The organism is Francisella marina, assembly GCF_008369785.1.
Taxonomy (GTDB): domain Bacteria; phylum Pseudomonadota; class Gammaproteobacteria; order Francisellales; family Francisellaceae; genus Francisella; species Francisella salimarina.
This window is the reverse complement of the sequence record NZ_CP043552.1, coordinates 461731-488164: the sequence shown is the minus strand read 5'-3', so window position 1 is coordinate 488164 and position 26434 is coordinate 461731. Positions and strand designations below refer to the sequence as shown.

Below are 26434 nucleotides of genomic sequence, written 5' to 3'. Positions count from 1 at the left end.
ATTATCACTCCATATTAAATAACGATTATATCTAAGATACTTAAAATGTCATACAACAAATATAAATGAAACTGGCTAAAAGATTAGAAGATAAATAAATTAGGTATAAATAAAATATTAGAACTCTACAAGACAAGTATTAAGATCAAACTTTTGACCTTCTAAAAGCATATGCATACGAATATCAACTAAACTAATAGGAGCATTGTTGCGAGCATTATGTAGTGATGAATGCTTAAGGTGGGAGAAGTCTATAATAGTTACCATACCAGAACCAACAACCTCAATCACATTTTCAGAATTCAGTAATGCTGATGTATCTTCATCAATACCAACACCAACCATGTAAGGATTGTATGATAATGCAGCTAGAAGCCTCCCTAATCTATCTCTTTGAGAAAAATGCTGATCTACTAATAATTTATTAGTTAAACCTAATCCAGGAGCAAGGTTAACCATATTGCACCTAGGCATAAGACCTGCCTGACCACCTGCAATCATAAAGCCAGATATAAAGGCCGCACCGGCAGAAGTACCTGCAACATTTACACCTTTTGCATTTAATCTACGAATAAGCTGTGCTATTGGGGTACCACCAAGAGTAGTAGAAAGTAAAAGTTGATTACCACCTGTCATAAAGATACCTGTGCTTTGAGCAAGCTGATCTTGATAATCTTTATTAGTAGTCGCATCTAAACGAGTTTCAATCTTTAGGTTATAAACATCTTTGACTCCCATTTTAGAGAAAATATCAACATATATATCTCCTGTATCTGGCAGTTTTGATGCTGTAGGAATAACAGCTATCTTTGCGTCACTTCCACCTGAAAGCTCAACAAATTTCTCTAGTACCGTTGGGCTTGCAAATTTATCTTCTCCACCACCAATTGGCATAATATACCCACGGTGATCCTTTTTTACTGGCTTAGACGGCATCTTGGAAATCTCCTTTTATAAAATTTATAAAAACTATGCATAATAATATTTTGTTAAAATAATACTAATTTATTAGACATTTTTCTATAAAAAAGGTTTATTTTTAGCATATAAATTGATACGCAGTTAATATTATTTACCCTTATTGTAATTGATGGTATGCTATGCGGTAAATATTACTATTAATTTTCAAGTATCTGTGAAATGAAAAAGATCAAAGCTCTAACAATCGGTGGCGCAACTCTTGACACCATTATAGAATATGAAGAAATGTTCACTATGAATATGCAAAAGAAGGATACAACTCAATCTTTTATGCTTCTCGAAGAAGGAGCTAAAATTGAAGTTACTGAGCAAAAATCTTTTTCAGGTGGTGGAGCAACTAATGCGGCAGTCTCTTTTAAGAAACAAAATATAGACGTTAGTTTCTTTGGAAAGATTGGCAAAGATATTGCAGGTGAACAAATAACTAACGAACTTAAAGAACACGGAATTGACATTTCTAACATTCGTTATTCAAACAGTTATGGTACAGCAACATCTTACGTTGTACCCACTCTAAGTGGAGATAGAACAATTTTTGCCTATAGAGGTGCTAACAAAGATATTTTGCAAGATGACCTACCATCCAAAGCAATTATAGAGAGCGACTTTATCTATATCACATCGCTGAGCAAATCATCTGCTGCTAGACTACCAGAGATAGTCAAATTAGCAGCGGATAACAACACAAAAGTAGCCATAAACCCAGGTTCTAGTCAGCTAAGCGTTGGTGAAAGTTTTATCAAAGATTCAATGTTTGGTATAGATATTCTCGTTTTAAATTTCCAAGAAGCTCAAAAACTGATGTTGTCACTTTTATCATCTGATGACAAAGATATTATAGAATCAAAAGATAGGCTAGAAACTCCTCTCGACAGTAATAAGAGTGACTTTTTGAACTCTACCTTTAGACTTAAAGATTTCTTTAGAATCTGTTTAGATTTAGGTGTAAGAATAATTGTAGTTACAGATGGTGCTAATGGTGTATATGCTGCTTCTAAAGACAAGATATACCATAGTGAATCTTTGAGAATTAATAACGTTGTTAACACTCTTGGTGCAGGTGACTCATTTAGCTCAACATTCTGTGCAAATATTTATAAAGATAAGCCTATAGAAGAGGCTATCAAATATGCTCTAATTAATTCTAGCCATGTAATACAGCACTCTGATGCAAAATCAGGTTTACAAACATCCGAAAATCTTGAAAAGATAAAATCAAAAATGAACAGTGGCTTAGATAAAAAAATTACAATTACCTCTTGGTAATTTAATTTTAGGACTATTCACCTCGTCTCTCCCTCTATTTCACTCCATCATTCTCTTGTAGGTGGGAATCTCATAAATCATAAGTACTAGCCTAAAGATACTCGCCTGCGCGGGTATGACTATACATTTTTGTAATTCTCTCGTATGAGCAAATCTCTAAACATACGCCGTATCTAGGAGATCCTGAATCAAATTCAGGATGACAGTATCATTTGTTGTTATCTCCTAGCTAAATAATCTCCATCAAAAAATGACTCCACATCTGCGACATAATAATCTATTTCTTGATTATCATAAAAATTAGCCTCTGACTTATGATCATCTGCATGAACTAATACAGTTTGCATACCTAAATGTTTGGCAGGTACTAAATTGTGTGATGAATCTTCAAAGAAGATTGCATTGGTAAAATCAATATCAAACTTATCTCTACCTATCTCAAAATATTTAGTCTTTGGCTTGGAAACTAAGCCCGTATCTTCTATGGTTAAGATACCATCAAAACTATCATCTAAACCTAACTGTTTTAAAACTCTATAAGTATGAAAGTTAGAAGCATTAGTAAAAATATAAGTACGATTATTTTTTCTTAAATCATTAATATGTTTATTTAGTTTTTCATTCGGTTTGAAGTGACTAATCTCAATATCATCAATATAGTCAAGAAATTCTTTAGGCTCAATATTATGATAACGCATCATGCCAAGCATAGTAGATCCAAACTCATAATATAGTTCATCACGAATTGCATTAGCTTTGTCGGTATCTGAAATATTTAGTTTTAGTTTGATATAATCACTCATTCTTGCCATTTGGCAATCAAACAAACCATTATTATATGGATATAGTGTATTATCCAAGTCAAATATGTAGGTTTTCATTTCATTCCTTAAAATTTTCTATAATAAATTAAGCTTTTTAAGTTCATCTTGGACAATACTCGCTGTCTTATCCCAACTAAAATCTTTTACCCTATTTAGTGATTTATTTACTTTCTCAGCATACATTTTTTTATTATCTACAATCTGCTGCATCTGCTTAATCAACTCATCTGCACAATAAGGATCAAAATATAGGCCAGCATCTAATGCTATTTCTTGTAAGACTTCTATTTTAGAGGCTAAGACAGGAGTTCCACAAGCCATAGACTCTACTAATGGTAGCCCAAACCCTTCTTCAAAAGAAGGTAGTATAGTTGCTGTTGCTAATTGATAATATTTTGCCAAAACTTGATCGGTAGTGTCTAACCCTATTGTTTGTATCTTTGAAAGGCAAATATTATATTTATGAGCATAGCATCGTAGTTTATGATCGACCTCTCCTGAGAATACTAAGTTATACTCATCATAATATTTAAAGTTTTTAAATGCTTTAAATATTATCTCAACATTCTTATGAGGACGTCTATTACCAATATATAAAAAATATTTTTGTTTAACTATAGTCGGGTTGTAATCAAAAACCAATGATATTCCATTATAAGCAACTGTAATTTTATTACTGTTGATACCCGACCATGCTAGTATTTGATTTTTTGAAAAGTTTGAAACTGTCATAATTTTGACATTTTCTCTCTTAATAATCGGCTTTAGTATTTTTTCAAAATAGAGTTTTTTTATAAAGCTGCTCTCATATTTAGATGTAACCGGTATAAGATCATGTATTGTTATAAGTAGTGGTTTATCTGTTTTCAAAAATATTGATAACGGAACATTCGCAGCAAAAGTATAATATCCCTTAACTTCTTTTTTTCTAATCAAAAAACTTAAATAAAACAAATCTTTTAGAGAAAATGGTTTTATATGCTTGGAAGTAGCGATAAAGTTCTGGGGTAAATATTTGATTATTTCACAAGCATATCTACCTATTCCATGTTTACCTTGCCAGCGCATGTCTATTAATAATTTTGGCATAGCTATTCTTTAGTAATTCTTTTTGCGTTTAAGGTTTTTCTTAGCTTTTTCATAAAAAGATATATTCTCGCGATGAGGTTGGGAAAGTAAAAAAATAATACATACTTAATGCTAATTTTTATATTCTTTTTTCTCGCTGCTCTATAATAAATTTTATATAAATAAAGTAACTTGTCTATATTACTATTATCATGGCTATTAGTAGCATAATGACCTAGAGCAGGCCTTAGAATTGCTTCAAATATTAATTTTTCTAACTCAGGGTATTTCGCTAAAAGTCTTTTATGCCTAACTTGATATACTTTTTTGAAGCTCTTTAAATGATTACTATTGAATTCTTTATACATTGTTTCTGAGTGACTATCACCTCTAGAAAAATAAAAATATTTCACTAATGAACTCTTAACAACCTTATTTGCTAGATCATAAATTTTAGAGAATATCTCTACATCTTCAAAGACTATATTTTCTTGGAACTTTAGGTTTGATAAAAATTTAGAAGATACTAAACTTGCGCATGCTATTAAAAAAATATTACCTTGTAAGTATCCCTTAACAATATCTACCCCTTGATAAATAGTTTCGACAGGCTCTACACTGTTTGTACCACCATAATAATAATTATTGTCACAACGTACAAAAGATACTAAAGAAATATCTGCATCATACTTTTTTATATTGGTATAAAGAGTTTCTATATAATCTAAAGATACCCAATCATCACTATCCACAAAAGCTACATATTCACCTCTAAAAATTTCTAAACCAATATTTCTAGCTGCTGATGAGCCATGGTTTGCTTTATCGACAACTACAATACGACTATCACTAGCAGCAAAGCTATTACATATTTTTAAAGAATTATCAGTAGAACCATCATTAACCAAGATTATCTCTAAATTTTTGTAAGTTTGGTTAACAATAGAAAACAAGCATCGATACAGATATTTTTCAGTGTTGTATACTGGGACAATTATAGAGATCAAAGACAACATCTAGTACCTTTTTTTAAAATACACTTTAAATACCTTATAAACTTTAGTACTTCCAAACATATTATAACTAAAAACTCTAAAAACCTTATAAAAATAAAAAATATTTGCACAAAAGATATTTTTACCATTTTTTATAGCAACATCTTTACTTTCTCTTAATGTTTTCATATCAGCTACGCTACTTATTCCCTCCAGAGAGAAATAGCTGAAAGCTTCATCTATAAAAGCACCATTATTAGTTTGTACAAGGAGCTTATTCAAAAAGTCTAAATCCGCAGCAATTTTAAAACTGGTGTCAAATTTAATATTTCTCACAAAATGTCTCTTAATAAATAAGCTCATATGAGACATTGGCATATATTGATACACTTTTTCTGCAATTTCACTTTCTGCTGTAACAAGTTCTTTATTATCATTTTTGAAAAAATAAGTATTTGAGTATATATAATCATTATTATTGCTTTTCAAAAACTTGTTATACTCTTCAAAAATATTATTAGCATAATAATCATCTGAATTTAAAAAGCCTATATAATTACCCGTTGCTAGTACTATACCTTTATTCATAGCATCATAGATACCATTATCAGGTTCTGAGATTAATACATCGATTATATCTTTATAATTTGAAATAATCTCTAAAGTCTTATCTGTTGAACCACCATCAATAATAATATACTCAATATTTTTATAAGTTTGATCTTCGATACTTTTTAGAGTTCTTTGTATAGTTTTTTCTGAGTTGTAGCAGACCGTTATTACTGTGAATTTTATGTTTTTCCAATTTAAACACATTATTTAAACTTATCTCTCTTAATTTATTTTAGAAAATTCAAAAAATATGAATTATATTATCTTCTGTATAATTTCATAATATGTATTAGCAAATTTTTTAGTCCTTTCATCTAAAATATTTTGATTAAATTTTGTTTCATTTTTATAATCATAATTAGCTAAAACCTGTTTAAGTTCGATGGCGCTATAAGAATCAAAGAATATTGCCTCTGGATACTGTTCTTTGTGAACACTAATATCGGACAAGATCATATTTTTACCTATACTTTTACATTCCTCTACAGTTGAGCTCCACCCCTCAAATAAAGAAGGATTAATAACTGCTATTGAAAATTTCATTAGTAAAAAAACATCTTTATAATCTATCAAACCTAGTAATTTTATATAATTTCCAAGATTATTCTTTCTAATATAATTTTTTATTTCATGATAGTAATTTTTATCTCTATAATCTTCTAAACTACCACTACAAATTATCAATATATTAAAGCCATCTTTAACTAACAGTTTTACAGTTTCAAATACTAACAAATGATTTTTATGTTTCCATAATTGATTAGGCAAATAAAAATAAGGTCTATTTATATTATATTTTCTTTCAATCAGTCTAAAATCCTCTTCACCCATATTAAAATATGTAGCTTTAGGCTGAGAAACAAATTGCAAAACTTCCGCCTTTTTTATGTAATCTGGAGCGATTTTTTTATAATCATAAAACGCATCATAACTACTTAGAACAATTTTCTCACTATTTTCTATTAGATTTCTAAAATTTTTATTCCTTAAATTAATTTCATCACTAGAAAACATGTTTTCTAGATGAATATGTTGAAAATCAGGTATCCAATTAATAGTTTTAATAGACTTAAAATTAACTAATTGGGAATGAGAAAGAATATCTATATCATATTTTTTAAATAATTGTTCGAGATAGTAGTTTGATTTAAAAACTTATTAAAGATTTTATTAACATACCATCTAAAGCTTCTTCTGTTAAAAATCGTATCCTCTATTACAGTAGCATATTGCTGAAAAGTTCGTTTCTCATGGTCATCAAAGTTTTTAGAAAGAAAAACATATACTTCGATATTTCTCTTTTGATACTTATTTATCGCATATAATAAGTTCTTAAAATAATTCAATCCCCCTGTCCATTCATTAGGAAAATCAATCACAAACCCTACTCTAATCATTTATTTTTTTTACCCAGTCTATATAGCCCACTATACCATACTCAAACTTAATACCTGGACTGCTACATATTTCTTTAAGCTTAGTTATATCAGCACAATAATATATAGGATTACCTATATTTACTTTCCTATTAAACTCAATACTTATTTTAGGATTTACTAGATTTTTAACAATCTCAACCACCTGTCTAACAGTATACTTTAAACCTGTTCCACCATTAAGTATAATAAATTGCTCACTGATATTTAAAAGTTTTGAAAAAATAATCAAAACATCTTCTATATGAATAAAATCTCTTGTTTCTTCACCAGTTCCCCAAAACTCCACTTCTTTACTAGAATATCTTATTTTATTATATGCATCCCATAAAAGTTGTTTTTTGAGCCCATTACCATAAACTGAAAAAAGACGTACTACAGAAATCTTTAAACTATATTTTTCCGAATAACTCTGACATAAGTCTTCTACTATTTTTTTATGATATCCATAAGGAGATGCTGGCTTCCCTACATAATCTTCTTTAATTGGTGTATTTGTATGCTCTCCTTGTACTGCTGGACTTGATGGATATATAAGTTGAGCTTTAGGATTATAAACTCTCATATACTCCAAAACCTCTAAAGTTCCATCTACTGTTTTTTTAAAATCCTGATAAGGATTCTCTATAGAAAAACCAACAGAACCACTCCCTCCACAATGAATAATAATATCAAATAGCTGCTTAAATTCTAGTATAGCTTTTATTGAAATATCTCCACTTTGCCAATAATCTAAACCTATACTTTGTGATTCTTTTATAGATAAACTACCATGTCCTACCCCATAAGTCTGATATCCACGTTCTTTAAAAAATTTTGAAACATTTGAACCTAAAAATCCTTTAGCTCCAGTTATTAATATTTTTTTCATAATAGATCTTTAATTTTCGAAAATTTACCAGTTTCAACATCCACTATATCTAGACTAGAAATTATTTTTAAATTCTCTTCAATACCACTAAAAGTTAATTTTCCACCATCATCTCTTGCTTCTCTAAACTGAGATTGCTTATATGCCTCTTCAGGAGTTAAAACATTAAATTTTGACACAAGATCATCTCTAACAAAAAAAACATTATTCCCAGCTGAATTAGAGCCTATAAGACTGTATCCTTTCTTCTTTGCTAAAAAATCAAGGGCTGATATTGAAGCTCCATAATATATATTTGAATAATGCTTAGTATTTCTTACAAATTTAGCATCATAAGGAACACTTACTTTATAGGTATCACCAAAATGACTATTATATTCACAAATTACAATACCAGGTGAAATACAATCTATCGCTTCCCAAATCCAATAATCATTACCATCAATATCAACTGATAAAATTCCTATTTCTCCATGAATTCCATTTTTTGTTATTAATTGATTTATATTATCTTTTGTAATAAATGCACATTCTGCCTTAATATTATGCTTCCAGTAAATAGAGTCATTTTTTATATAAGAAATATTTTCTTCTGACCCATCTATAACCAAACCTCTCCAATTATTATTTTGTAATAGGAATCTTGTATTTGATTCCGTATAATTTTCAACACCAAACTCAATAAATGTTTTTCTTTAATATCAATATTATCAATTAAAAATTGAATTATTCCATCTTCTCCCCACTGGGAAAATACTTTAAACTCATTATCTCCAATATCTTTTGAATTAAGAGTTCTACATTGTCTAGACTCAATTCGCCCCAAAGCCAAATCAATTTTATTAAATCTTTCTTCATAGTTTTGAAAAGATTTTAGCATTCTTTTTATCTTCAATATCTTTTTAAGCATTCTTATCTCTTAAATCATCAATATGACAATTTCATTTGTTAAAACAAAAAAATAACTTTATTTTTTAATTATCATATATAAATATTTATTTTTCTCAAGATAACTTCTAGAACCATGTCTGAGCAGATTAATATATTTTCTATACCCTCTCCAACCCAAAATATTTGCTATTTCATTTATGTCTCTCATACAGTCTTGCCCAATTTCATTTTGCGCCCAATGTATATTAGTTTCTGCAAGATATGGAAGCTTAAAAAGAAAAGCGTATTTCTGTCTTATTGAATTAAAACTAGAAAACTGTAAATTATAAGTTAGTAAATCAGGAAATTTTTTATAAAAAGGATCTTCAATATAGTCATTTTTAGAATATTCCATATACTGCCCATAAATTGATACCTTACAACCAGCATATGACGCATATAAAATATGTGATCCTATAGTATTTGATGTTACATATTCAAATGACCTAAAAATCCGACTCATCCGAAGAAGTCCACTTTTATCTGTTACATCTGCTCCTATTATGATTGGAATATTATATTTCTCAAAAATTTTAACCCACAATTCTTTATCAAAACAAGATCTATGCACGCACGCAACAACAATATCAAATTTATCTTTAATTTTGAGAATATCATCAATGTATCTTTTTTCATCAAACGAATGATTTGTATATGGTAAAGAATGAGGAGGCATTATTAACAAGCTTCTTGGTATTCTTTTAATTTTATTAGTTTTTACATCATACTGATTAACATAAGCAAAAGGTAATCCTAATGCTATAGATTTAACTCCTTCGCTATCCAAAAAGTTTTGCTGTTGCATATTAGCAACAAAATTAACTCTAGTATATTTATCAATAACAAATTGCTCAATATACTTAGGTGAAGCAAAAATCCATCCATGCTTCCAATTGATTCCTCTACTATAAGTTTTTTTTATACCTAGCCTATCAGCCAAATATTTTGAAAACCCATAATAATCAATCTCAGATATGAGTTCCATTGGCTCATATTCAGGAATATTTTTTAATATTTCACTAAATAATTCTTTTTGTAAGTTGTATTTCATTATATATTGCTAGCCAACATATTCAAAAACCTATCCCCAAACGCATAATCTCTCTCAGCAACTTTCCCTAAAATATCATTTAGATATTTCGGATGCATACCATATCCAGGTCTTACACTCCGAATATTCTCCTCTGTAAATCTTTCACCTTTCTTAATATCTTTTGCAACATATAAGCTTCTAGCGAACTGCCTACTTTTCTTTTTCTTTTCTGTAAGTATATAGTCTACTTTACCATATAATTTTTCAGCATTTCTTACTTCAGATATCATATTTGCAAACTCATCCTTATCTAGAGAAAAATCAGCATCCGGACCACCTATGGACTTATCTAACATAAAATGTTTCTCAATTACTCTAGCTCCTAAAGTAGTAGCTACCACTGGTGCTGTGATACCCAAAGTATGATCAGAAAATCCTGCAACAACTCCAAATGTATTAGCTAAGTTTGGTATCGTCGCTAGATTAGCATCCTCTAGCGGCGCCGGATACGCGCTAGTACACTTAAGCAATACTATATCGTTATTACCAGCTTCTCTACAGATATTTACAGCATCTTGTATCTCATCAATAGTTGCAATTCCTGTTGATATAATTATTGGTTTACCTTTTGAGGCAACATATCTAATAAGTCCATAATCTGTTATTTCAAAAGATGCTATCTTATACGCACTAGGGTTGAATTGTTCAAGAAAATCAACAGCTGACTTATCAAATGGCGATGAAAAAATATCTATACCAATTTCTCTAGCATATCTAAATAGCTCCTCGTGCCATTCCCATGGAGTATAAGCCTCTTGATAAAGATCGTGCAAATATCTACCATCCCAAAGAGTTTCACCGGTAATTAAGAAATCTTTTTTCTTGCAATTCAAAGTTATAGTATCAGCTGTATATGTTTGTAATTTAATTGCGTTAGCACCTATCTCTTTAGCAGCTTTAATTGTATTTAAAGCATTTTGTAAGCTACCGTTATGATTGGCACTTAGCTCAGCAATTATAAACACACCTTCACTATTTAAATCAAAGTTCCCTATTTTCACTTAACAACTCCATGCATATTACCAATTGATTATTAACTTTTTTTCGTGATACTTCTGTAAATTTAAATTTTCTATGAAGATTAATCACCTTTACATTTGTTTCAAATACTTCTAATTTCAACTTTTTAAGCTTCAATACATTAAAAGCATAGTCTATAGAAATACTATTCAATAGCCTACCTACACCAGGAACAGTTGTAAGCGGATTAGCATATAAACCATACTCACCCTCCCTCTCCTCATTCTTGAAATTATAAAAGTCGATAACACCGAGATAATTATCCCCTCTTTTTACTAAAAAATACAATTTACTATCATCTTCTTTTAGTTTTTCTATAAAACTTAGATGATCAGCGAGAGATATATCATGTGTGTTATACATCCATTTCTTAATCTCTGAATGATTTCTCCATGATAAAATCATTTTTTTCTCGTCCAATGATGTATCATAAAAATTTATCAATGCAACTTTCTCACTCATATTCTCTTAGAACCCTTAACTTACTTTCAATTTCTCTCTTCAATTTTTCAAGATCTATCTCATGTTGAACACAATATCCCTTTTGCTTAAGATAAAGATACATATCTTGCTGATTTTCAGCTGTCTTAATGGCAATTAAAAGTAAACCCATAAAAATAACTTCATTAACCGTGACACTAGGTGTCACTATAGCAAAATCACTTTCATGCATTAATTTAGCTATTTCACTAGAATTAATATGTAAATCAATCCAATTTTTATCTGAACAATATTGTTTTAATTGCTCTAAATTCTTATTTGCTGTTGTTGTCACTAAGTTTACTTCTATGCCGCCAACTTCGCCAATAACGCTCAATATTTCTATATTTATATTGCTATGGTCAGCTCCACCCATAGCGACAAAGACTTTAGGTATTGTGTTTTTAGGTTTAGGCTTATTTTTATAATCATAAAACTCTTGTCTAAGCAAAGTATACTTAAATCCGCATTGTAACTCACAATGCTCAGGAACTAAATTTTTATATCTAGATTCATCAGCACTAATATTGTGATTTAAAAGAATATCACAATAGTGTTTCTCATAAGTATCATCTAAAACCATAAATTTAATATAAGGATACTTTTCTTTAAAAGCTCTTTCAAAATCATAACCTAGATTATAGCTATCTAGAATCACTATATCAGGGTTCAGTTTTTCAACCACTTTGATAAACTCGAGTAAGCTATTATCTCTAATAATCTCAACACTATAACCAGACTCTATAATCTTGAAGTTAATATTACCGGGTAAGTCTCTTGTTACAAAAGTTACATCATCAAACTGAGTTGCTAATACAAGATCTCTCATGATATGACCAGTGCCAATACTTGATGAAGAATCAGCTCTAATTATAGCTTTCATTAGATTTTTCCTGAACTTTTTAAAGCTCCATACATCAACTCTGCTCTTTTCCAATCCTCTAAAGTGTCAATATCTTGAACTAAATACCTTGGTAAGATAATAGGAATACTTTCATCAGAAAACATATGTTTTTTAGTTTTACAGTCTAATTTTCTCCAATAAAATTGACCAGCATCCTGATATGCTTCTTCTAAGTCTTGACTTCTTTTTGAAAAGTTTTCAGGCCAAAACATTTTGCATCTATTTTCATCTGTGATTTTAAATGTCCTCTGAATAGGAAATGGCATGCTAGTGCAAGAAAATGCATTAATGGCATCACTTGTAGATAGCTTTTCGTAAGCATCTACTAAGTATTTCTCTTGTAGGAATGGAGCTGTAGCATATATAGTACATACATAATCATATCTTTCACCATTAGATACTAAAAACCTTATGGCATGATCAATTACTGACTGAGTATCAGCAAAATCATTACTTAACTCAACTGGCCTTACAAACGGAACATCTGCTCCATACTGCTTCGCAACAATTGCAATCTCATCATCATCTGTGGATACAATTACCCTATCAAACAAATTTGATTTTATAGCAGCTTCGATAGAGTAGGAAATAATCGGTTTACCATGGAAATCTTTAATATTTTTCTTAGGAATTCTCTTACTTCCACCCCTAGCTGGTATTATTACGACATTAGAGTATCTATTCATTTTTTTCTAAGAAGAAACCATGTTATATCATCTTGTGGAAAGTTATTATCTCTATGGTAGTGAAACTTATAATCCACTAATTCCAAATCAGGATATTTATCGAGCATCTCTCCAGCGAAGTCTCTTTTGAAAAGTTGCTCATTATTTCCTCTGTATGGAATCGTTACAGGAGTTGGATTATAATATTCTGCTATAACAATATATTTAGAAGAAAATTTATATAATTTTTCATAAATTAATTCTAAAAACTCTGGATTAATATGTATCAAGACTCCTTTTATTAAAGATAAGTCTCTTTGCCTGTCTATTTGAATATCTAAGATAGACTCATGATATACGGTTTTTACAAATTCTAATTTATTCAGTTCATTCACTGCATCTTGGCTAATTTCAATAGCAGAAATATCCATATTTTGTGATAAACTATTTATCGCATGAAGATTTAGTCCTATGTTTGAGCCAAACTCAATGACACTAGAAATATTGGTCGTTGATGAAAGAATATCGGAAAAAACCTTTATGTTATCCTTAATTATATCTTGGTTGTTACGCTTTATGTATTCTACAGCCCATTTTGGATCTGCCCAAAAAGCTTCTTGTTCAGTTTTAAATTTTTTCATAAACTGTCCTTATTTACTTTATTAAGAGACTTTTTTATTTGTTCACAAATATACTTTATCTGCTCCTCTGTCAAATCTGGATACATAGGCAAACTTATTGCCCCATTATAATATGCTTCTGCATTAGGGCAGTATCCTTTCTTGAATCCCATCTTTTGGTAGTAAGGCTGCAAATATACAGGTATATAATGGACATTGACTCCTATATCATTATTACGAAGATATTCAAACACCACTCTTCTTTTGTTAGCTGGAACAACTATCGGATATAGATGTAAGCCTGAATAACTTTTATCAAACTGATGTGGCAAAACAACTTCAAAACAATCAGACAATAACTCCTCGTACCGCCTTAACACCGCATGTCTCTTTGCAACAAACTCATCAAGTCTAGAGATTTGTGATAGACCAAGCGCACACTGCATATCTGTAATACGATAGTTGTAGCCTAAATCTATCATTTGATAATACCAAGGACCCTCTGACTCTTTTGTCATCAGAGATTCATCTCTAGTCATACCATGAGTTCTCAATAAACCTATCTTTGCTGCTAGCTCACTAGAATTTGTCATCAGCATACCACCTTCTGCAGTAGTCACGATCTTAACAGGATGAAAACTAAAGATTGCAATATCAGAATATTGACAAGATCCTATTGGCTCATCAAGGTATCTACCACCAATAGCATGAGCTGCATCTTCAACTATCGAAAAACCATATTCCTTTGACAACAAGTGTATCTGTTGCATATCACATGATTGTCCTGCAAAATGTACTGGAGCCACTACTTTGGGTAATTTACCAATCTTTTTTGCCTCAATTAACTTATGTTCTAAACATTCAACAGACATATTATAAGTTCTAGGACAAATATCGACAAAATCAACATCTGCACCACACATAACAGCAGCATTAGCCGTAGCTAAAAATGTATTAGGCGATGTCCAAACAATATCTCCCTTACCAACACCTAATGCCAAATATGCCAAGTGCAAAGCACATGTTGCATTTGCTACAGCGAAAGCATGCTTAGCTCCGCAATACCTTGCGACAGACTTTTCAAAATTAACAACCGCTGGTCCCTGTGTTAAAAAATCCGACTTTAGAGTATCTACTACAGCCTCAATATCATCTACAGATATATTTTGTCTTCCATAAGGAATAAAATCCATAATTACATCCTCGCCATCATTTCCAAAAATGACTCATGTGTTAACCACTCAGTATTATTTCCAGAATTATACTCAAAGCCTAGCTCTACAGGCCTACCCACCTCTCCTAACTGATTCTTCGTGAAGTCAGCCTTGTGAGCAAATTGAATAGTAGGACAAAGTACATAATGATCATCAAATTCCAATGTCAAATGAGAGTCATCAGAAGGACACATGATCTCATGAAGTTTCTCTCCAGGTCTTATACCAACAATTTTATGAGGTAAATCTGGAGCCATTGCTTTTGCTAGTTCTGTCATGTACATAGATGGAATTTTAGGCACAAAAATCTCTCCGCCCTGCATTCTTTCAAAATTTTTGAGCACAAATCTAACTCCCTCTTCTAATGTAATTAAAAAACGAGTCATTTTCTCATGTGTAATAGGTAGCTCTGTAGCTCCTTCATCTATCAGCTTCTGAAAGAAAGGTATAACCGAACCTCTACTACCAAGCACATTACCATAGCGGACAACAGCAAATCTCGTCCTTCTTGATCCGACCATGTTATTAGCAGCAACAAACAATTTATCAGATGCTAACTTTGTAGCACCATATAAATTAATTGGATTAGCTGCTTTGTCAGTAGATAATGCTATGACTTTTTCGACATTATTTGATAATGCTGCCTTTATGACATTCTCTGCGCCATGTACGTTAGTCTTGATACACTCCATTGGGTTATACTCGGCTGCTGGAACCTGCTTCTGAGCTGCGGCATGAATAACATAATTAACGCCATGCATAGCTTCTTTTAATCTTTCACCATCCCTAACGTCTCCAATGAAATATCGCATACAAGGATCATTAAATTCTTGAGACATCTCGAACTGCTTTAACTCATCTCTACTAAAAATTATTATTTTTTTAGGCTTACATTCAGATAATAATATCTCTGTGTACTTTTTACCAAAACTACCTGTACCACCTGTTATTAAGACCACTTTATTATCAAACATTATAACGCTCTACACTTTTTCTAAACTACCATTTATTAAATTATAAACGACATCATACCCCTCAATAGTACTAAGCCTATGAGCTATGGTTATTATAGTTATATCTTTTAACTCTTTTATCACATTTGTTACTTCTTTTTCGGTGTCATTATCAAGAGCTGATGTTGCTTCATCCATAACTAATATTTGTGGATTTTGATATAATGCCCTAGCTATACCAAGTCTTTGGCGTTGACCACCTGATAGTCTAATACCATTCTCACCAACAAAAGTATCCAAACCTTTATTCAAATTACTGACAAAATCATCAAGCTGCGCCATTTCTAGACATTTCCAAACTTTAGTTTCATCTATATCTGACTTTAACTCACCAAAAGCAATATTCTCTTTGATAGGTGTATCATAGAGTATAATTTGTTGTGGAATATATGCAAATAGTCTTTGTACTACCTTAGTGCTATTAATTTGCTTATCATCTATATAGATACTACCACTTTGTGCTGTATAGAAACCCATTAACAAATCAACTAAGGTACTTTTACCAGAGCCTGAAGGTCCTATAAAAGCTGTTTTCTTACCTTTTCCTATTGCCACAGAAATATTTTTCAAAGCTTGAGTACCATCAGGATAGCTATAACTAACGTTATCTAAGCGGATACTTTTTTCAAACTTTATATCTAAATTAAAACTATCTTCTGCATTATTTGAATAGCTTTGATATTTTCCTAACTCTTCATATATTACCTTCAGAGCTGGAGCAGAATATTTTATACTGGTAACCGCTTGCATAATCCTATTAAGTGCCGGTAGCAACTGTGTTGCAGCAACCCCAAATACAGATAATAATATAAAAATTGAATTTGTCGACTCACCAAAGGCTATAAGAGTTAGTAAAGTAATTAATACAAATGTAATAGCTATAGCTTCTATAAAAAATCTTGGAAGAATTTGAAATATTTGATTAAATTGTAATGACTTATTGAGCATAGTTGCTTTTTCACTAAACTCATTTGTGAATACTTTTTCTTTGTTATAAAGTTTTATTTCCTTGATCCCTAATAAGCCATTCATAGTTGTTTTAGTCATGCTCTTTAATGCTTCTGCTCTTTGCTTACCGTATTTAGTTAAAATTCCTTTTATTTTTAACATAAAGATAAATAATGAAACTCCCAAAATAAGCAAAGTAAAAAAACTAAATAAGAAGTTTATATATAACAATAAAGCAACTATAAATATACATGAAAATAAATCAGTAGCTAATATTCCTAGAGGATTAATTATTCCTCCAGATAATTGATTAGTTTCCGAGTTTATATTACGTATAAGAGTTGGTGTGCTTCTAGTTAAATGAGATTCATAATCCATGGATATATATAGTTTAAATAGCTTTTTCTGAATACTTAGGACTATAGAGTTTAGAAATTTGGTTTGAAACCAAAATAATAGAATACCAATTATATTTTTTATCCAAAAGGCTGAAATTAATAAAAGTATACTTATTAGTATTATTTGAAAATGACCAAAGCCACTCAAAAAATGTATATTATCAAACTGATTTGGATTGACCAAAATACTCACAAAAGGAATAACAGCTCCAACACCTAACATCGAAGATATTGAGCCTAAAAATAATAGAACAAGGTATAAAAAAAATCTTCTTTTTTGAGTAGCATCTAAAATACCAAAAAAATATCTAAAAAATTGCTTCATTTAACACCACTATCTATCACTTCATCATAAACTAATTTGTAACTTCCGACCATTTTTTCTAGACCAAAGATATCGTCAAATCTAGCTTTAGCATTAGCTCCATATTCTTTAGCTTTTTGTTCATCTTGCCAAAGCTCTTTGAGCTTTTTAGCTAAATCTTGACTATCATCTGACTTGGCTACTAATCCTGTTTGTTTATCCACATTCACAAAAGTTGTACCTGTACCAATCTCGCAAGTTATCATTGGCTTAGCAAATATACTTGCCTCTAACAAAACTAACCCAAAGGCTTCTGTCCTTATATTTGAGGGTAACACCAGAGCATAACTTAGCTTTAGTAATGATAGCTTATCCTTATCATCTAATGCACCGACAAATTTTACATTCTGCAGATTATTTTGCTTAACTTTTTGCTCAAGTAACTCCCTTTGATCACCATCACCAACTATAACAAGTGGATAATCTTGCCCTTGCATAGCATCAATCAAGATATCTAAGGCTTTGTAATACCTCAACCCACCAATATAGATAAAGAATTTCTTAAAACCAATATTATTTTTCCAATATAAATAGTTTTCCTCATCAATATTATAATCTGATTTATCCAAACTCATTGGAATAACTTTTTTAGGTACTTTTATTTCCCTAAGAATCTCACTACTCTCAAGATAATTAGGAGATGTTGGTAAAATATATTTTGCGCCATTGAGAAACCTTCTCATTAAAGGTTTATACAATATCATCAACTTTTTTTGCTTGATAATATCTGAGTGATAAGTGACTATATATGGCTTATTTACTCTACAAATAGTCTGCAACAAGTCAGCATATGGATATGGAAAGTGATAGTGAATAATATCAATTTGCTTAGCTAACTCTTTGAATTTCTTAATTGCCGATAATGAAAAAGTTGTTGAAGCTATATTCAAATTTGTTTTAGCAAAATGCAATGTATAAAAATCTTTGTGTATAGTTTGATTCTCTTTACCCATAGCCAGAATATGTATATCCAAATCATACTTTTTAAACATAGCAACTGATAGCTCATGTATGAACTTTTCTATACCACCATAAGTCTCTGGATAAAATGATTTAAATACATGTAAGATTTTCATTCTCTAAATATCATTCTCTTTGGCATAATTCTGCCATCTAACAATATCAACGCATATATCATCGATAGTTTTTTGTGTCTCAAAACCGAGCTCCTGTTTAGCTTTGGCAACATTCGCGGACATCTCTGTAATATCACCAGCTCGTCTAGCTACTATTTGATATGGAATCTTTTTACCTAGTGCTTTCTCATAAGCTGTGACAATCTCTAGTACGCTACATCCATGACCTGAGCCTAGATTATATGCTCGCCAATCTGGCTCAACCTTTGAGATATGCTCAATTGCCAATATATGCCCTATAGCCAAATCTACTACATGGATATAATCTCTAATACAAGTACCATCCCTAGTATCATAGTCGCCACCAAAAATGCTAAGTTTAGGCAATTTACCTGACCCCACTTGCCCAACATAAGGCATTAAATTATTAGGAATACCTTGAGGGTCTTCACCAATCAATCCACTACTATGAGCCCCTACAGGATTAAAATATCTGAGACATGTAATATTAAAATTATTATCAGCCTTATACAGATCTGCTAAAATATTCTCTATCATTAGCTTAGTAGCACCATACGGATTAGTTGCACTAAGTTGCATGTCCTCTACAAATGGTGGTGTATTGTCCATGCCATATACAGTCGCTGATGAACTAAATACAAAATCATAAACTTGGTACTCTTGCATTAACTCAAGCAAATTTAGTGTACTTAATAGATTATTATGATAATAAGCCAAAGGCTTCTGTACACTCTCGCCAACAGCTTTGAGACCTGCAAAGTGAATCACCGCATTTATACTATGCTCTTGAAAGACTTTCTCTAACTTATCTTTGTCTAAAAGATCTATCTGATAAAAATCAAAATCTTTGCCTGTGATTGTTTTGACTCTATCAGCTACAGATAGTTTGCTATTTGAAAGATTATCGACCACAACAACTTGATAGCCTCTATCAAGAAGCTCGACGACCGTGTGACTGCCTATGTAACCTGTACCACCTGTTACTAATACTTTTTTATTCATATCTATACTCTATATAATTGACATTTACTTGATTCACCACTTTGGTATTTACTACTTTCTTCTTAGGCAAAAATATTCCTAATACTTTCATAAAAATAACTCTAACTGTCTCGATAATAATAAGTAAATCAAAAACAAAACTCCATCTTCTAATATATACAAGATCAAGCTTAAGTTTATTCTCAGGAAGAGTTGCATAGCTTGTCAAAACTTGAGCGTATCCTGTAATCCCAGCTTTAACTTTGGTTCTACATAAGAACTCTGGAGTCTCTTTTGCAAACTCATCAATTAACTCTCGTCTTTCTGGGCGTGGCCCCACTATAGACATATCACCTTTTAAGACATTAAAAAACTGCGGTAGCTCATCTAACCACACAGGCCGAATTATCTTACCAACCTTAGTAATTCTATCGTCATCACTACTTGCCCACACGGCACCTGTGTGAGATTCGGCATCTACTTTCATGCTCCGGAACTTTATCAGTTTAAATTTTTTTTCGTTTTTAGAAACTCTTTCTTGAACGAAAAAAGGAGACCTCTTATCTTCTAAAAATATAGCCAAAGCAACTATCAACATAATTGGAGCGGTCAGAATAATAATCGCAACACTAAAAATCATATCAAAAATTCTCTTTACTGCTTGAGCTTCAAATGACAAACCAAAATTTTTAACACTCATCGCTAGACTATCACCAAGAGGTATAAGTACAGATCCCCAAATAGATATTTCATACTTTCGAGGTATAATCACCATCTCAACATTACACTGACTCAAAAGTGATAAATCATTATCACCAAGTTGCTTTAGAGCTTTATCTGAAATAAAAACTTTAGTATAACTTTTGATAATATCAACCAACGTTAAACCATTCATATCTATACATAGATAGCCATTCACGGTTTCATTAGGCAACTTAGAATGCATTGCTTTATCAAAAAGCCAGTCTTGTTCACCATGACATCCTATAATCAATACACTGTTATAAATAGTATTCCGCATCAGCCTCCTAAAGTAGACACGTAATACCGATAAAGCTATAAACTGAATAATAAAACCAATAAGAATAATACTACGAGGAAAAGCAAAACCTCTCAAAAAAAAGGCTAAAGATGTAATCACTATTGCTATCGTAAATGAACATAATATTACTTTTAGTATATTTCTTGATTTTGAAATCTTCTCACCATTTGTGTATTCAGCAATAAGAAATGTTAGCAGTGCAATAGCTACTATAAATGATGCTAAAAAGTTAAAGCTACTAAAGTTGCTAATATCATAATCAAAAATATGTAGAGGTATAAAATAGCTCAATAAAACTATTATTACAGAAAAAAAGAGTTCTATAATTTTAAGCTTAAGTATCATACTAGATTTTCTTGAGCTCATCTCTCATCTTATCAATAGTTTGTTTGTAGCTATCTGAGTTAAAAATAGCCGACCCAGCTACAAAAGCATCAACTCCGCAAGCTGCAATCTCTGCAATATTATTAGGATTAACGCCACCATCTATCTCTAGTAAGATATCTCTACCAGTTGATTTAATCCACTGAGAAACTTCTTTAGCTTTATCTAGCATTGCTGGTATAAATTTTTGACCGCCAAAGCCTGGATTTACTGACATTATCAATATCCTATCAATATGACTTTCAACATATTTTAGACAATCTATTCCTGTAGCTGGATTTAGAGCTAGGCCCGCATCAATATCAAAGGACTTGATAAGCTGTAAACTTCTATCTATATGCTCACTAGCTTCTGGATGAAATACAACACTACTAGCACCAGCTTTAGCAAAGCTCTCAATCAAGCTATCTACTGGTTTAACCATAAGATGAACATCCATGCCAGCTGTAATACCATAATCTCTCAAAGCCTTAAGAACCATAGGGCCAAACGTAAGGTTAGGCACATAGTGATTATCCATTACATCAAAATGAATGTTATCAGCTCCTGCTTCCAAAACTGTCTTAACATCATCTCCTAATCTTGCCAGGTCAGCAGATAGTATCGAAGGGTTAACCTGAAATTTTCTCATTGCTAATTATCTAAACATATAAAAATTAAAAATAATTTTAACATAACAATAAAAAATATTTGAGCTAATAAATCTCAAAAACTATAATATCTAGTGCTAATTGCTTTTTATAATAAATAAAGGAAAATAACAAAATGGATCATATTCAAAACGCCAAACAAACATTTGAACTTGAAATACAAGCTTTAGAGAAATTAAAGGAATCTATTGGTGATGACTTTAAAAAAGCATGCGACATCATTTTGAACAACAATCACGGTAGAGTGATTATAACTGGCATGGGAAAATCAGGCCAGATTGGCAAAAAAATTGCTGCCACACTTGCAAGCACAGGAACACCTGCTTTCTTTGTCCATCCTGGCGAAGCTGGTCATGGTGATTTTGGTATGATTACAAACAAAGATGTTGTAGTAGCAATATCTAACTCTGGTAATTCTAGTGAGATTATGGGAATTATGCCGATGATCAAACATCTCAATATACCTATAATTTCTATTACTAGTAATAAAAATTCACTAATGGCTAAAAATAGTGATGTAACACTCAATTTAGGTGTTGATAAAGAGGCTTGCCCCCTTAACCTTGCGCCCACATCTAGTACAACTGCAACATTAGTTCTAGGTGATGCCCTAGCAATCGCTTTGCTTAAGGCTAAGAATTTTTCTGCTAGAGATTTTGCTTTTTCTCATCCTAGTGGCGCACTTGGTAGAAAACTAATACTAAAAGTTGAAAACATTATGCGCAAAGGTAATGAAATACCAAAAGTCAAATCTACGGATAACATACGTAAAGCAATATTAGAAATAAGTGATAAAGGAGTCGGCGGCACATTGGTTGTTGATGATGACAAGCTCTTAGGCATATTTACTGATGGTGATTTAAGAAGAATGTTTGAAGCCGAGAGCTTTAATTCTCAGAGAGCGATTAGTGAAGTTATGAGTCAGAATCCTAAAACAGTTTCAAGTGATGAAATGGCAATTATAGCACTTGAAGAAATGGAAAAATTTGAGATCACTAGTTTAGCAGTAGTTGACGGTAAGAATAATGTTGAAGGTATAATCACCATGCACGACCTAGTTAAGTTAGGGCTTAGATAACACTAGTTTCTAATAAAAATTTTCTTCAGCCAGTGGTCAGCACTTACATATCTTCCACCACCGTATAAGAATAATGTAAATAACATAATAAAGTATGTAACAGAAAACTCCATACCACCATTAAGCATTACAGGATCACCTAGCGCAGTAACATAGTTATATCTATCTGGGAAGTTTTGTGATAACCATACAAATAGATCATTTAGTCTCTGTGTAGATTCTGCAGTTTTGTCTGCAATCGCAGGCCATCCATGAGCCCAGTGAACCGCAGCACCAGCAACACCCATTACAAACATCATTGGAATAGAAACAAGTCTAGTAAATAAGCCTAATGCAATACCAACACAGCCAATAACTTCTGCAGAAGTTGCTAAGAATGCCATAACTTCTGGCATAGGCATACCTAAACCACCTTGAGAAGCTGGAGCACCAAACCATGCCACAGTTGTACTAAAACCCTCTATTTTTGATCTAGCCCCTACAAACATAGTCGGTACTAAATAAAGTCTTATACCTAACAAAAGTAAAAAGTCGATAGACTGAAACTTTTGGATAATCTTGTAATATATATCATATATTCTATTTATCATAAATTGCTCCTTATAATGATAAAGTAATCATATTTTGGTTATGCCAAGAGACTAAACGATTAATTAAGTACTCTTGTTGTTCATTTTTTATTTGCTTAAAATCATCTGATTCAAAAATATCTACTCCTTTTTCTAATGCTGAACTTAACACAGCATATTCAAGTGTAGATATTCTTTGGTATGAAGTTCTATGGTTTATATTGCGATAAAGCGCATACATAATACTTTGCTCTGTGCTTATTTCTTCATCTAAATTATTTATATCAAAAGGAAGTAGTATAAAAGTTAGTGTCGGATTTTCTTTTATATTTCGGATATCTTTAAAACTTATATTTCTAGTGATTTCTATATTTTCAACAACTTTAGATTCATCTATTTCTATAGAGAAAAGTAGCCACTCAAACTCTATTAATTTGGATAATTTTTCATTCATTTTCACAGACTTTGAAGATTTTAGTATCTCTGTAGCTATTTGATGAAATGCTGGCTCAGATGATATATTGTCCTCAAAAAAAACTTTTAAAATCTTATCTTTTAACTCTTGAGAAGCATGTTTATTAAAGTAAGGAAAAGTATTTTCTAAAACACTAGATACATTACCAACAATAAACTCACGATACATTTGTATCTTTTCATCACTAGCACTACCGTAACGAATAGCATGAGTAAAGTTTTGCATTTTAGTCTTGATAGATTCTGATATATTCATATTTTGTCCTCTATAACATCTGTTATGCTATTTAACTCACTCACCAAATCATCAAGCTTCGGTACAAAATGATCCCGCTCAAGTAACATTGGGTGCCAACCATGTTGCTCCACAGCAAACTTAGCTAGCTCTTTTACTTCCTGTATTACATCTTTGCCATGAGTATCTAAAATGAAATCATCTTTTTTATAATGTCCTGCTATATGGTAATAATTGACACTACCCTTATTTATACCTTTTATAAATTCATAAGCATCATAGTTATGATTATGTCCATTAACATAAACATTATTTATATCAAGAAGCATTTTCGCACCACTTCTCTGTAGAATCTCATTGATAAAATCTAGCTCATTCATATCATTATCATATTGGTAGTAATATGATATATTTTCTAATGTAAGTGGTCTTTTTATAATCTCTTGAACCTGCTCTATGCGATTGCAAATATAAGAAATATTTTCTTTCTCCCTAGGAACTGGTAAAAGATCATATAAGTACCCTTTTTCATCATCAGAAAAACATAAATGATCACTATATATATCAATACTGTAATCATCTAAGAATGCTCTAATTTCATTCAGAAATTTCTTATTAAGTGGCTGAAATCCACCTATAGATAGGCTCAAACCATGAGCTATGATAGGATAAATACTAGCGACCTTGTCAAGGTAGTCTTGCTTAAACCCGCCTAAGCCCATCCAGTTTTCTGGAGAAAGCTCAAGAAAATCAATCCCTTCAACTTTTTGTGTTGATAATATTGATTGATGTTCAGATCTTAGACCTATACCTTGACATTTACCGATCATTGTCCACAAACTCCATTAGAGCATTTACCCAACTGTGCTATCTCTTTTTTATCTTGCTTACCATAACTTTTACAGACCTTTGTACCACAGTTACCATCTCTTGCTCTGACAAGTTTTCCATCTTGCTCATCAGCATCAACATCAACCACACCAAATTTTTTAAGTGAGCCACATTTACCACTCGCGCATTTACCTTCGCCTTGAGCTATTGGACTACTCTCAGATGAATCCTGAACACTTTGAGCTTGTGTAACTGGAGCTTTAGCCTCTTCTGCTAAAGCAATACCAAACGACATAGAAGCTGTTAAAGCAATTGTTAAAGGTATTTTTTTCATATTAAATTCTCCTATTTAACTCCATTAACTGGGAAGCATGCTAAATCTCGACCTTCATAAACAGGTCCTTTATAATACTTTTTAACTATTTTTGTTGATTCATCTTTAAGCACTAAACCTTTACCTAAGAAATGACTTAAAACTAATGCTTTTGGATTAACTGCTGCAGCAACTTGTCCAATGACTGATGGTTTAGCATGTAAGAAACTACCTACTGCATCAGCACTTTCATCAATCGGCATTGGCATCATTAGAATATCTGCATCTTTTGCAAATTTAACAAACGCATCTCTAAACTTATCATGATCATTACTACCACCGGCACCTGTTACAACGATAGTACCTTTCTTAGATACAATCTTATATGCCAAAGTTGGAACATCACCTTTAGGAATACCTAACGCCCAAACAGTAAACTCATCATTTGAAAAGACCTTCGTTGGTTCTAATTTTGTATAGTCAATATTTTTTACAGGGTCAAGCTTAAATGGGAAACCATCAGTAGCTGTAAGTATTCCATGTAAATATGCAAAAGAACCATGCTCTTCACCAAAAACTCGTTGAAGAAAATCCGTCGCACTAGGGAACAAGCCCGAGCCTGTAGGACCTGAAAATGGGAGATTTTCTGTTCTTTTGGAGAAATATGCTCCTTTTAATATTGCTGGAATATCTGCTGAATGATCAGCATGAAAATGAGTCATATTGATCGAATCTAAATCCTCTAATCTAGCTCCTGATTGACCAAATCTAAGATATGTACCACCACCGGCATCAATCAAAACTTTAGATTTTCCATCAATCCATATTAACTCACCTGCTGACGCTCTGGCATCATCTGTAATTGGCCCGCCAGAACCAAGAAGCTGTAGAGTGAAAGATTTATCTAAACACTGTGGATTTGTTTGTGCAACACCTTGTGATACTCCAAAAGCACATATTGAAGCAAACACAAAGTTTAAAGCTCTTTTTTTCATAAACAACCTTATAAATTTAATTTTGTAAGGTTATTATCAACGATTAGAACAAATAATTAAAACTAATATTTTTTATAAAATAT

30 protein-coding genes are annotated in these 26434 nt (G+C 31.6%); 2 read left to right on the top strand and 28 right to left on the bottom strand.

The features are described from left to right. Positions 1-117 precede the first annotated feature (117 nt). Positions 118-936, bottom strand: a complete 819-nt coding sequence (locus F0R75_RS02475; protein ID WP_146421981.1) for a cyanophycinase — start codon at positions 934-936, stop codon at positions 118-120. Between the two features lie 204 nt (positions 937-1140). Between F0R75_RS02475 and F0R75_RS02470 the strand changes: the two genes are divergently transcribed. Next, on the top strand, positions 1141-2247 hold the full coding sequence (locus F0R75_RS02470) for a carbohydrate kinase family protein (RefSeq protein WP_149368466.1): 1107 nt from the start codon (positions 1141-1143) through the stop codon (positions 2245-2247). Between the two features lie 218 nt (positions 2248-2465). Here F0R75_RS02470 and F0R75_RS02465 read toward each other — a convergent pair whose 3' ends face one another. From F0R75_RS02465 to rpe, 22 genes are all read right to left on the bottom strand, one after another. Further along, the gene (locus F0R75_RS02465; RefSeq protein ID WP_149368467.1) at positions 2466-3128 is read right to left on the bottom strand and encodes a pyrimidine 5'-nucleotidase; all 663 of its coding nucleotides are present in this window, start codon (positions 3126-3128) and stop codon (positions 2466-2468) included. Between the two features lie 18 nt (positions 3129-3146). Then, positions 3147-4160, bottom strand: coding sequence for a glycosyltransferase family 4 protein (locus F0R75_RS02460; protein ID WP_149368468.1), 1014 nt, complete (start codon positions 4158-4160; stop codon positions 3147-3149). Positions 4161-4162: 2 nt separating this feature from the next. Continuing rightward, positions 4163-5155 carry a glycosyltransferase family 2 protein gene (locus F0R75_RS02455; RefSeq protein WP_149368469.1) on the bottom strand — a complete coding sequence of 331 codons (993 nt, stop codon included), beginning with the start codon at positions 5153-5155 and terminating at the stop codon, positions 4163-4165. Continuing rightward, entirely contained in the window at positions 5156-5950 is a 795-nt protein-coding gene (locus F0R75_RS02450; RefSeq protein WP_149368470.1) for a glycosyltransferase family 2 protein, read from the bottom strand. Between the two features lie 51 nt (positions 5951-6001). Then, positions 6002-6760: a glycosyltransferase gene (locus F0R75_RS02445; protein WP_149377189.1), complete on the bottom strand. Its 759-nt coding sequence runs from the start codon at positions 6758-6760 to the stop codon at positions 6002-6004. A gap of 89 nt (positions 6761-6849) precedes the next feature. After that, on the bottom strand, positions 6850-7143 hold the full coding sequence (locus F0R75_RS02440) for a hypothetical protein (RefSeq protein ID WP_149377188.1): 294 nt from the start codon (positions 7141-7143) through the stop codon (positions 6850-6852). Continuing rightward, on the bottom strand, positions 7136-8053 hold the full coding sequence (locus F0R75_RS02435) for an NAD-dependent epimerase/dehydratase family protein (protein WP_149368472.1): 918 nt from the start codon (positions 8051-8053) through the stop codon (positions 7136-7138). Before F0R75_RS02435 ends, F0R75_RS02440 begins: the two co-directional genes overlap by 8 nt. Next, on the bottom strand, positions 8050-8664 hold the full coding sequence (locus F0R75_RS02430) for a hypothetical protein (RefSeq protein WP_223144703.1): 615 nt from the start codon (positions 8662-8664) through the stop codon (positions 8050-8052). Before F0R75_RS02430 ends, F0R75_RS02435 begins: the two co-directional genes overlap by 4 nt. After that, positions 8655-8963, bottom strand: coding sequence for a hypothetical protein (locus tag F0R75_RS10190; protein WP_223144702.1), 309 nt, complete (start codon positions 8961-8963; stop codon positions 8655-8657). Before F0R75_RS10190 ends, F0R75_RS02430 begins: the two co-directional genes overlap by 10 nt. A gap of 57 nt (positions 8964-9020) precedes the next feature. Further along, positions 9021-10034: a hypothetical protein gene (locus F0R75_RS02425; protein ID WP_149377187.1), complete on the bottom strand. Its 1014-nt coding sequence runs from the start codon at positions 10032-10034 to the stop codon at positions 9021-9023. Beyond that, positions 10034-11077, bottom strand: coding sequence for a pseudaminic acid synthase (pseI, locus tag F0R75_RS02420; protein WP_149368475.1), 1044 nt, complete (start codon positions 11075-11077; stop codon positions 10034-10036). The genes F0R75_RS02425 and pseI overlap by 1 nt, the downstream gene beginning before the upstream one ends. Next, on the bottom strand, positions 11058-11558 hold the full coding sequence (gene pseH / locus F0R75_RS02415; protein ID WP_149368476.1) for a UDP-4-amino-4,6-dideoxy-N-acetyl-beta-L-altrosamine N-acetyltransferase: 501 nt from the start codon (positions 11556-11558) through the stop codon (positions 11058-11060). The genes pseI and pseH overlap by 20 nt, the downstream gene beginning before the upstream one ends. Continuing rightward, a complete protein-coding gene (gene pseG, locus F0R75_RS02410) occupies positions 11551-12459 on the bottom strand; it encodes a UDP-2,4-diacetamido-2,4,6-trideoxy-beta-L-altropyranose hydrolase (RefSeq protein WP_149368477.1) in 909 nt (302 codons plus the stop codon). The genes pseH and pseG overlap by 8 nt, the downstream gene beginning before the upstream one ends. Continuing rightward, positions 12459-13166 carry a pseudaminic acid cytidylyltransferase gene (pseF, locus tag F0R75_RS02405; RefSeq protein WP_149368478.1) on the bottom strand — a complete coding sequence of 236 codons (708 nt, stop codon included), beginning with the start codon at positions 13164-13166 and terminating at the stop codon, positions 12459-12461. Before pseF ends, pseG begins: the two co-directional genes overlap by 1 nt. Continuing rightward, positions 13163-13786: a pseudaminic acid biosynthesis-associated methylase gene (locus F0R75_RS02400; protein ID WP_149368479.1), complete on the bottom strand. Its 624-nt coding sequence runs from the start codon at positions 13784-13786 to the stop codon at positions 13163-13165. Before F0R75_RS02400 ends, pseF begins: the two co-directional genes overlap by 4 nt. Beyond that, on the bottom strand, positions 13783-14958 hold the full coding sequence (gene pseC, locus F0R75_RS02395) for a UDP-4-amino-4,6-dideoxy-N-acetyl-beta-L-altrosamine transaminase (RefSeq protein WP_149368480.1): 1176 nt from the start codon (positions 14956-14958) through the stop codon (positions 13783-13785). Before pseC ends, F0R75_RS02400 begins: the two co-directional genes overlap by 4 nt. A gap of 2 nt (positions 14959-14960) precedes the next feature. Beyond that, positions 14961-15953, bottom strand: a complete 993-nt coding sequence (gene pseB / locus F0R75_RS02390) for a UDP-N-acetylglucosamine 4,6-dehydratase (inverting) (protein ID WP_149377186.1) — start codon at positions 15951-15953, stop codon at positions 14961-14963. Positions 15954-15962: 9 nt separating this feature from the next. Beyond that, a complete protein-coding gene (locus tag F0R75_RS02385) occupies positions 15963-17663 on the bottom strand; it encodes an ABC transporter ATP-binding protein (RefSeq protein ID WP_149368482.1) in 1701 nt (566 codons plus the stop codon). Continuing rightward, positions 17660-18778 (bottom strand): glycosyltransferase family 4 protein, encoded by a 1119-nt coding sequence (locus tag F0R75_RS02380; RefSeq protein WP_149368483.1) that lies wholly within the window; start codon positions 18776-18778, stop codon positions 17660-17662. Before F0R75_RS02380 ends, F0R75_RS02385 begins: the two co-directional genes overlap by 4 nt. A 3-nt stretch (positions 18779-18781) precedes the next feature. Further along, a complete protein-coding gene (galE, locus tag F0R75_RS02375; RefSeq protein WP_149368484.1) occupies positions 18782-19801 on the bottom strand; it encodes a UDP-glucose 4-epimerase GalE in 1020 nt (339 codons plus the stop codon). Continuing rightward, positions 19794-21188 carry a sugar transferase gene (locus F0R75_RS02370; RefSeq protein WP_149368485.1) on the bottom strand — a complete coding sequence of 465 codons (1395 nt, stop codon included), beginning with the start codon at positions 21186-21188 and terminating at the stop codon, positions 19794-19796. Before F0R75_RS02370 ends, galE begins: the two co-directional genes overlap by 8 nt. After that, positions 21169-21837, bottom strand: coding sequence for a ribulose-phosphate 3-epimerase (gene rpe, locus F0R75_RS02365; RefSeq protein ID WP_149368486.1), 669 nt, complete (start codon positions 21835-21837; stop codon positions 21169-21171). The genes F0R75_RS02370 and rpe overlap by 20 nt, the downstream gene beginning before the upstream one ends. A 134-nt stretch (positions 21838-21971) precedes the next feature. Here rpe and F0R75_RS02360 point away from each other — a divergent pair, with 134 nt between their 5' ends. Beyond that, on the top strand, positions 21972-22934 hold the full coding sequence (locus F0R75_RS02360) for a KpsF/GutQ family sugar-phosphate isomerase (RefSeq protein ID WP_149368487.1): 963 nt from the start codon (positions 21972-21974) through the stop codon (positions 22932-22934). A gap of 2 nt (positions 22935-22936) precedes the next feature. Here F0R75_RS02360 and F0R75_RS02355 read toward each other — a convergent pair whose 3' ends face one another. The 5 genes from F0R75_RS02355 to F0R75_RS02335 are packed head-to-tail and all read right to left on the bottom strand — an operon-like array spanning position 22937 to position 26351. Further along, positions 22937-23524 (bottom strand): HvfX family Cu-binding RiPP maturation protein, encoded by a 588-nt coding sequence (locus tag F0R75_RS02355; RefSeq protein WP_004287493.1) that lies wholly within the window; start codon positions 23522-23524, stop codon positions 22937-22939. A 10-nt stretch (positions 23525-23534) separates the two neighbouring features. After that, positions 23535-24233, bottom strand: a complete 699-nt coding sequence (locus F0R75_RS02350) for an HvfC/BufC family peptide modification chaperone (protein WP_149368488.1) — start codon at positions 24231-24233, stop codon at positions 23535-23537. Beyond that, positions 24230-25042: an MbnB/TglH/ChrH family RiPP precursor modification enzyme gene (locus tag F0R75_RS02345; protein ID WP_187986013.1), complete on the bottom strand. Its 813-nt coding sequence runs from the start codon at positions 25040-25042 to the stop codon at positions 24230-24232. Before F0R75_RS02345 ends, F0R75_RS02350 begins: the two co-directional genes overlap by 4 nt. Next, complete coding sequence (locus tag F0R75_RS02340) at positions 25039-25377, bottom strand: hypothetical protein (protein ID WP_149368490.1); 339 nt, start codon at positions 25375-25377, stop codon at positions 25039-25041. The genes F0R75_RS02345 and F0R75_RS02340 overlap by 4 nt, the downstream gene beginning before the upstream one ends. An 11-nt stretch (positions 25378-25388) precedes the next feature. Then, positions 25389-26351, bottom strand: coding sequence for an MBL fold metallo-hydrolase (locus F0R75_RS02335; RefSeq protein WP_149368491.1), 963 nt, complete (start codon positions 26349-26351; stop codon positions 25389-25391). Between the last annotated feature and the right edge of the window lie 83 nt (positions 26352-26434).

Coding starts and splice junctions, on each gene's coding strand:
- F0R75_RS02475 (WP_146421981.1), bottom strand. CDS start 936: ATGCCGTCTAAGCCAGTAAAAAAGGATCACCGTGGGTATATTATGCCA.
- F0R75_RS02470 (WP_149368466.1), top strand. CDS start 1,141: ATGAAAAAGATCAAAGCTCTAACAATCGGTGGCGCAACTCTTGACACC.
- F0R75_RS02465 (WP_149368467.1), bottom strand. CDS start 3,128: ATGAAAACCTACATATTTGACTTGGATAATACACTATATCCATATAAT.
- F0R75_RS02460 (WP_149368468.1), bottom strand. CDS start 4,160: ATGCCAAAATTATTAATAGACATGCGCTGGCAAGGTAAACATGGAATA.
- F0R75_RS02455 (WP_149368469.1), bottom strand. CDS start 5,155: ATGTTGTCTTTGATCTCTATAATTGTCCCAGTATACAACACTGAAAAA.
- F0R75_RS02450 (WP_149368470.1), bottom strand. CDS start 5,950: ATGTGTTTAAATTGGAAAAACATAAAATTCACAGTAATAACGGTCTGC.
- F0R75_RS02445 (WP_149377189.1), bottom strand. CDS start 6,760: ATGTTTTCTAGTGATGAAATTAATTTAAGGAATAAAAATTTTAGAAAT.
- F0R75_RS02440 (WP_149377188.1), bottom strand. CDS start 7,143: ATGATTAGAGTAGGGTTTGTGATTGATTTTCCTAATGAATGGACAGGG.
- F0R75_RS02435 (WP_149368472.1), bottom strand. CDS start 8,053: ATGAAAAAAATATTAATAACTGGAGCTAAAGGATTTTTAGGTTCAAAT.
- F0R75_RS10190 (WP_223144702.1), bottom strand. CDS start 8,963: ATGCTTAAAAAGATATTGAAGATAAAAAGAATGCTAAAATCTTTTCAA.
- F0R75_RS02425 (WP_149377187.1), bottom strand. CDS start 10,034: ATGAAATACAACTTACAAAAAGAATTATTTAGTGAAATATTAAAAAAT.
- pseH (WP_149368476.1), bottom strand. CDS start 11,558: ATGAGTGAGAAAGTTGCATTGATAAATTTTTATGATACATCATTGGAC.
- pseG (WP_149368477.1), bottom strand. CDS start 12,459: ATGAAAGCTATAATTAGAGCTGATTCTTCATCAAGTATTGGCACTGGT.
- pseF (WP_149368478.1), bottom strand. CDS start 13,166: ATGAATAGATACTCTAATGTCGTAATAATACCAGCTAGGGGTGGAAGT.
- F0R75_RS02400 (WP_149368479.1), bottom strand. CDS start 13,786: ATGAAAAAATTTAAAACTGAACAAGAAGCTTTTTGGGCAGATCCAAAA.
- pseC (WP_149368480.1), bottom strand. CDS start 14,958: ATGGATTTTATTCCTTATGGAAGACAAAATATATCTGTAGATGATATT.
- pseB (WP_149377186.1), bottom strand. CDS start 15,953: ATGTTTGATAATAAAGTGGTCTTAATAACAGGTGGTACAGGTAGTTTT.
- F0R75_RS02385 (WP_149368482.1), bottom strand. CDS start 17,663: ATGAAGCAATTTTTTAGATATTTTTTTGGTATTTTAGATGCTACTCAA.
- F0R75_RS02380 (WP_149368483.1), bottom strand. CDS start 18,778: ATGAAAATCTTACATGTATTTAAATCATTTTATCCAGAGACTTATGGT.
- galE (WP_149368484.1), bottom strand. CDS start 19,801: ATGAATAAAAAAGTATTAGTAACAGGTGGTACAGGTTACATAGGCAGT.
- F0R75_RS02370 (WP_149368485.1), bottom strand. CDS start 21,188: ATGAGCTCAAGAAAATCTAGTATGATACTTAAGCTTAAAATTATAGAA.
- rpe (WP_149368486.1), bottom strand. CDS start 21,837: ATGAGAAAATTTCAGGTTAACCCTTCGATACTATCTGCTGACCTGGCA.
- F0R75_RS02360 (WP_149368487.1), top strand. CDS start 21,972: ATGGATCATATTCAAAACGCCAAACAAACATTTGAACTTGAAATACAA.
- F0R75_RS02355 (WP_004287493.1), bottom strand. CDS start 23,524: ATGATAAATAGAATATATGATATATATTACAAGATTATCCAAAAGTTT.
- F0R75_RS02350 (WP_149368488.1), bottom strand. CDS start 24,233: ATGAATATATCAGAATCTATCAAGACTAAAATGCAAAACTTTACTCAT.
- F0R75_RS02345 (WP_187986013.1), bottom strand. CDS start 25,042: ATGATCGGTAAATGTCAAGGTATAGGTCTAAGATCTGAACATCAATCA.
- F0R75_RS02340 (WP_149368490.1), bottom strand. CDS start 25,377: ATGAAAAAAATACCTTTAACAATTGCTTTAACAGCTTCTATGTCGTTT.
- F0R75_RS02335 (WP_149368491.1), bottom strand. CDS start 26,351: ATGAAAAAAAGAGCTTTAAACTTTGTGTTTGCTTCAATATGTGCTTTT.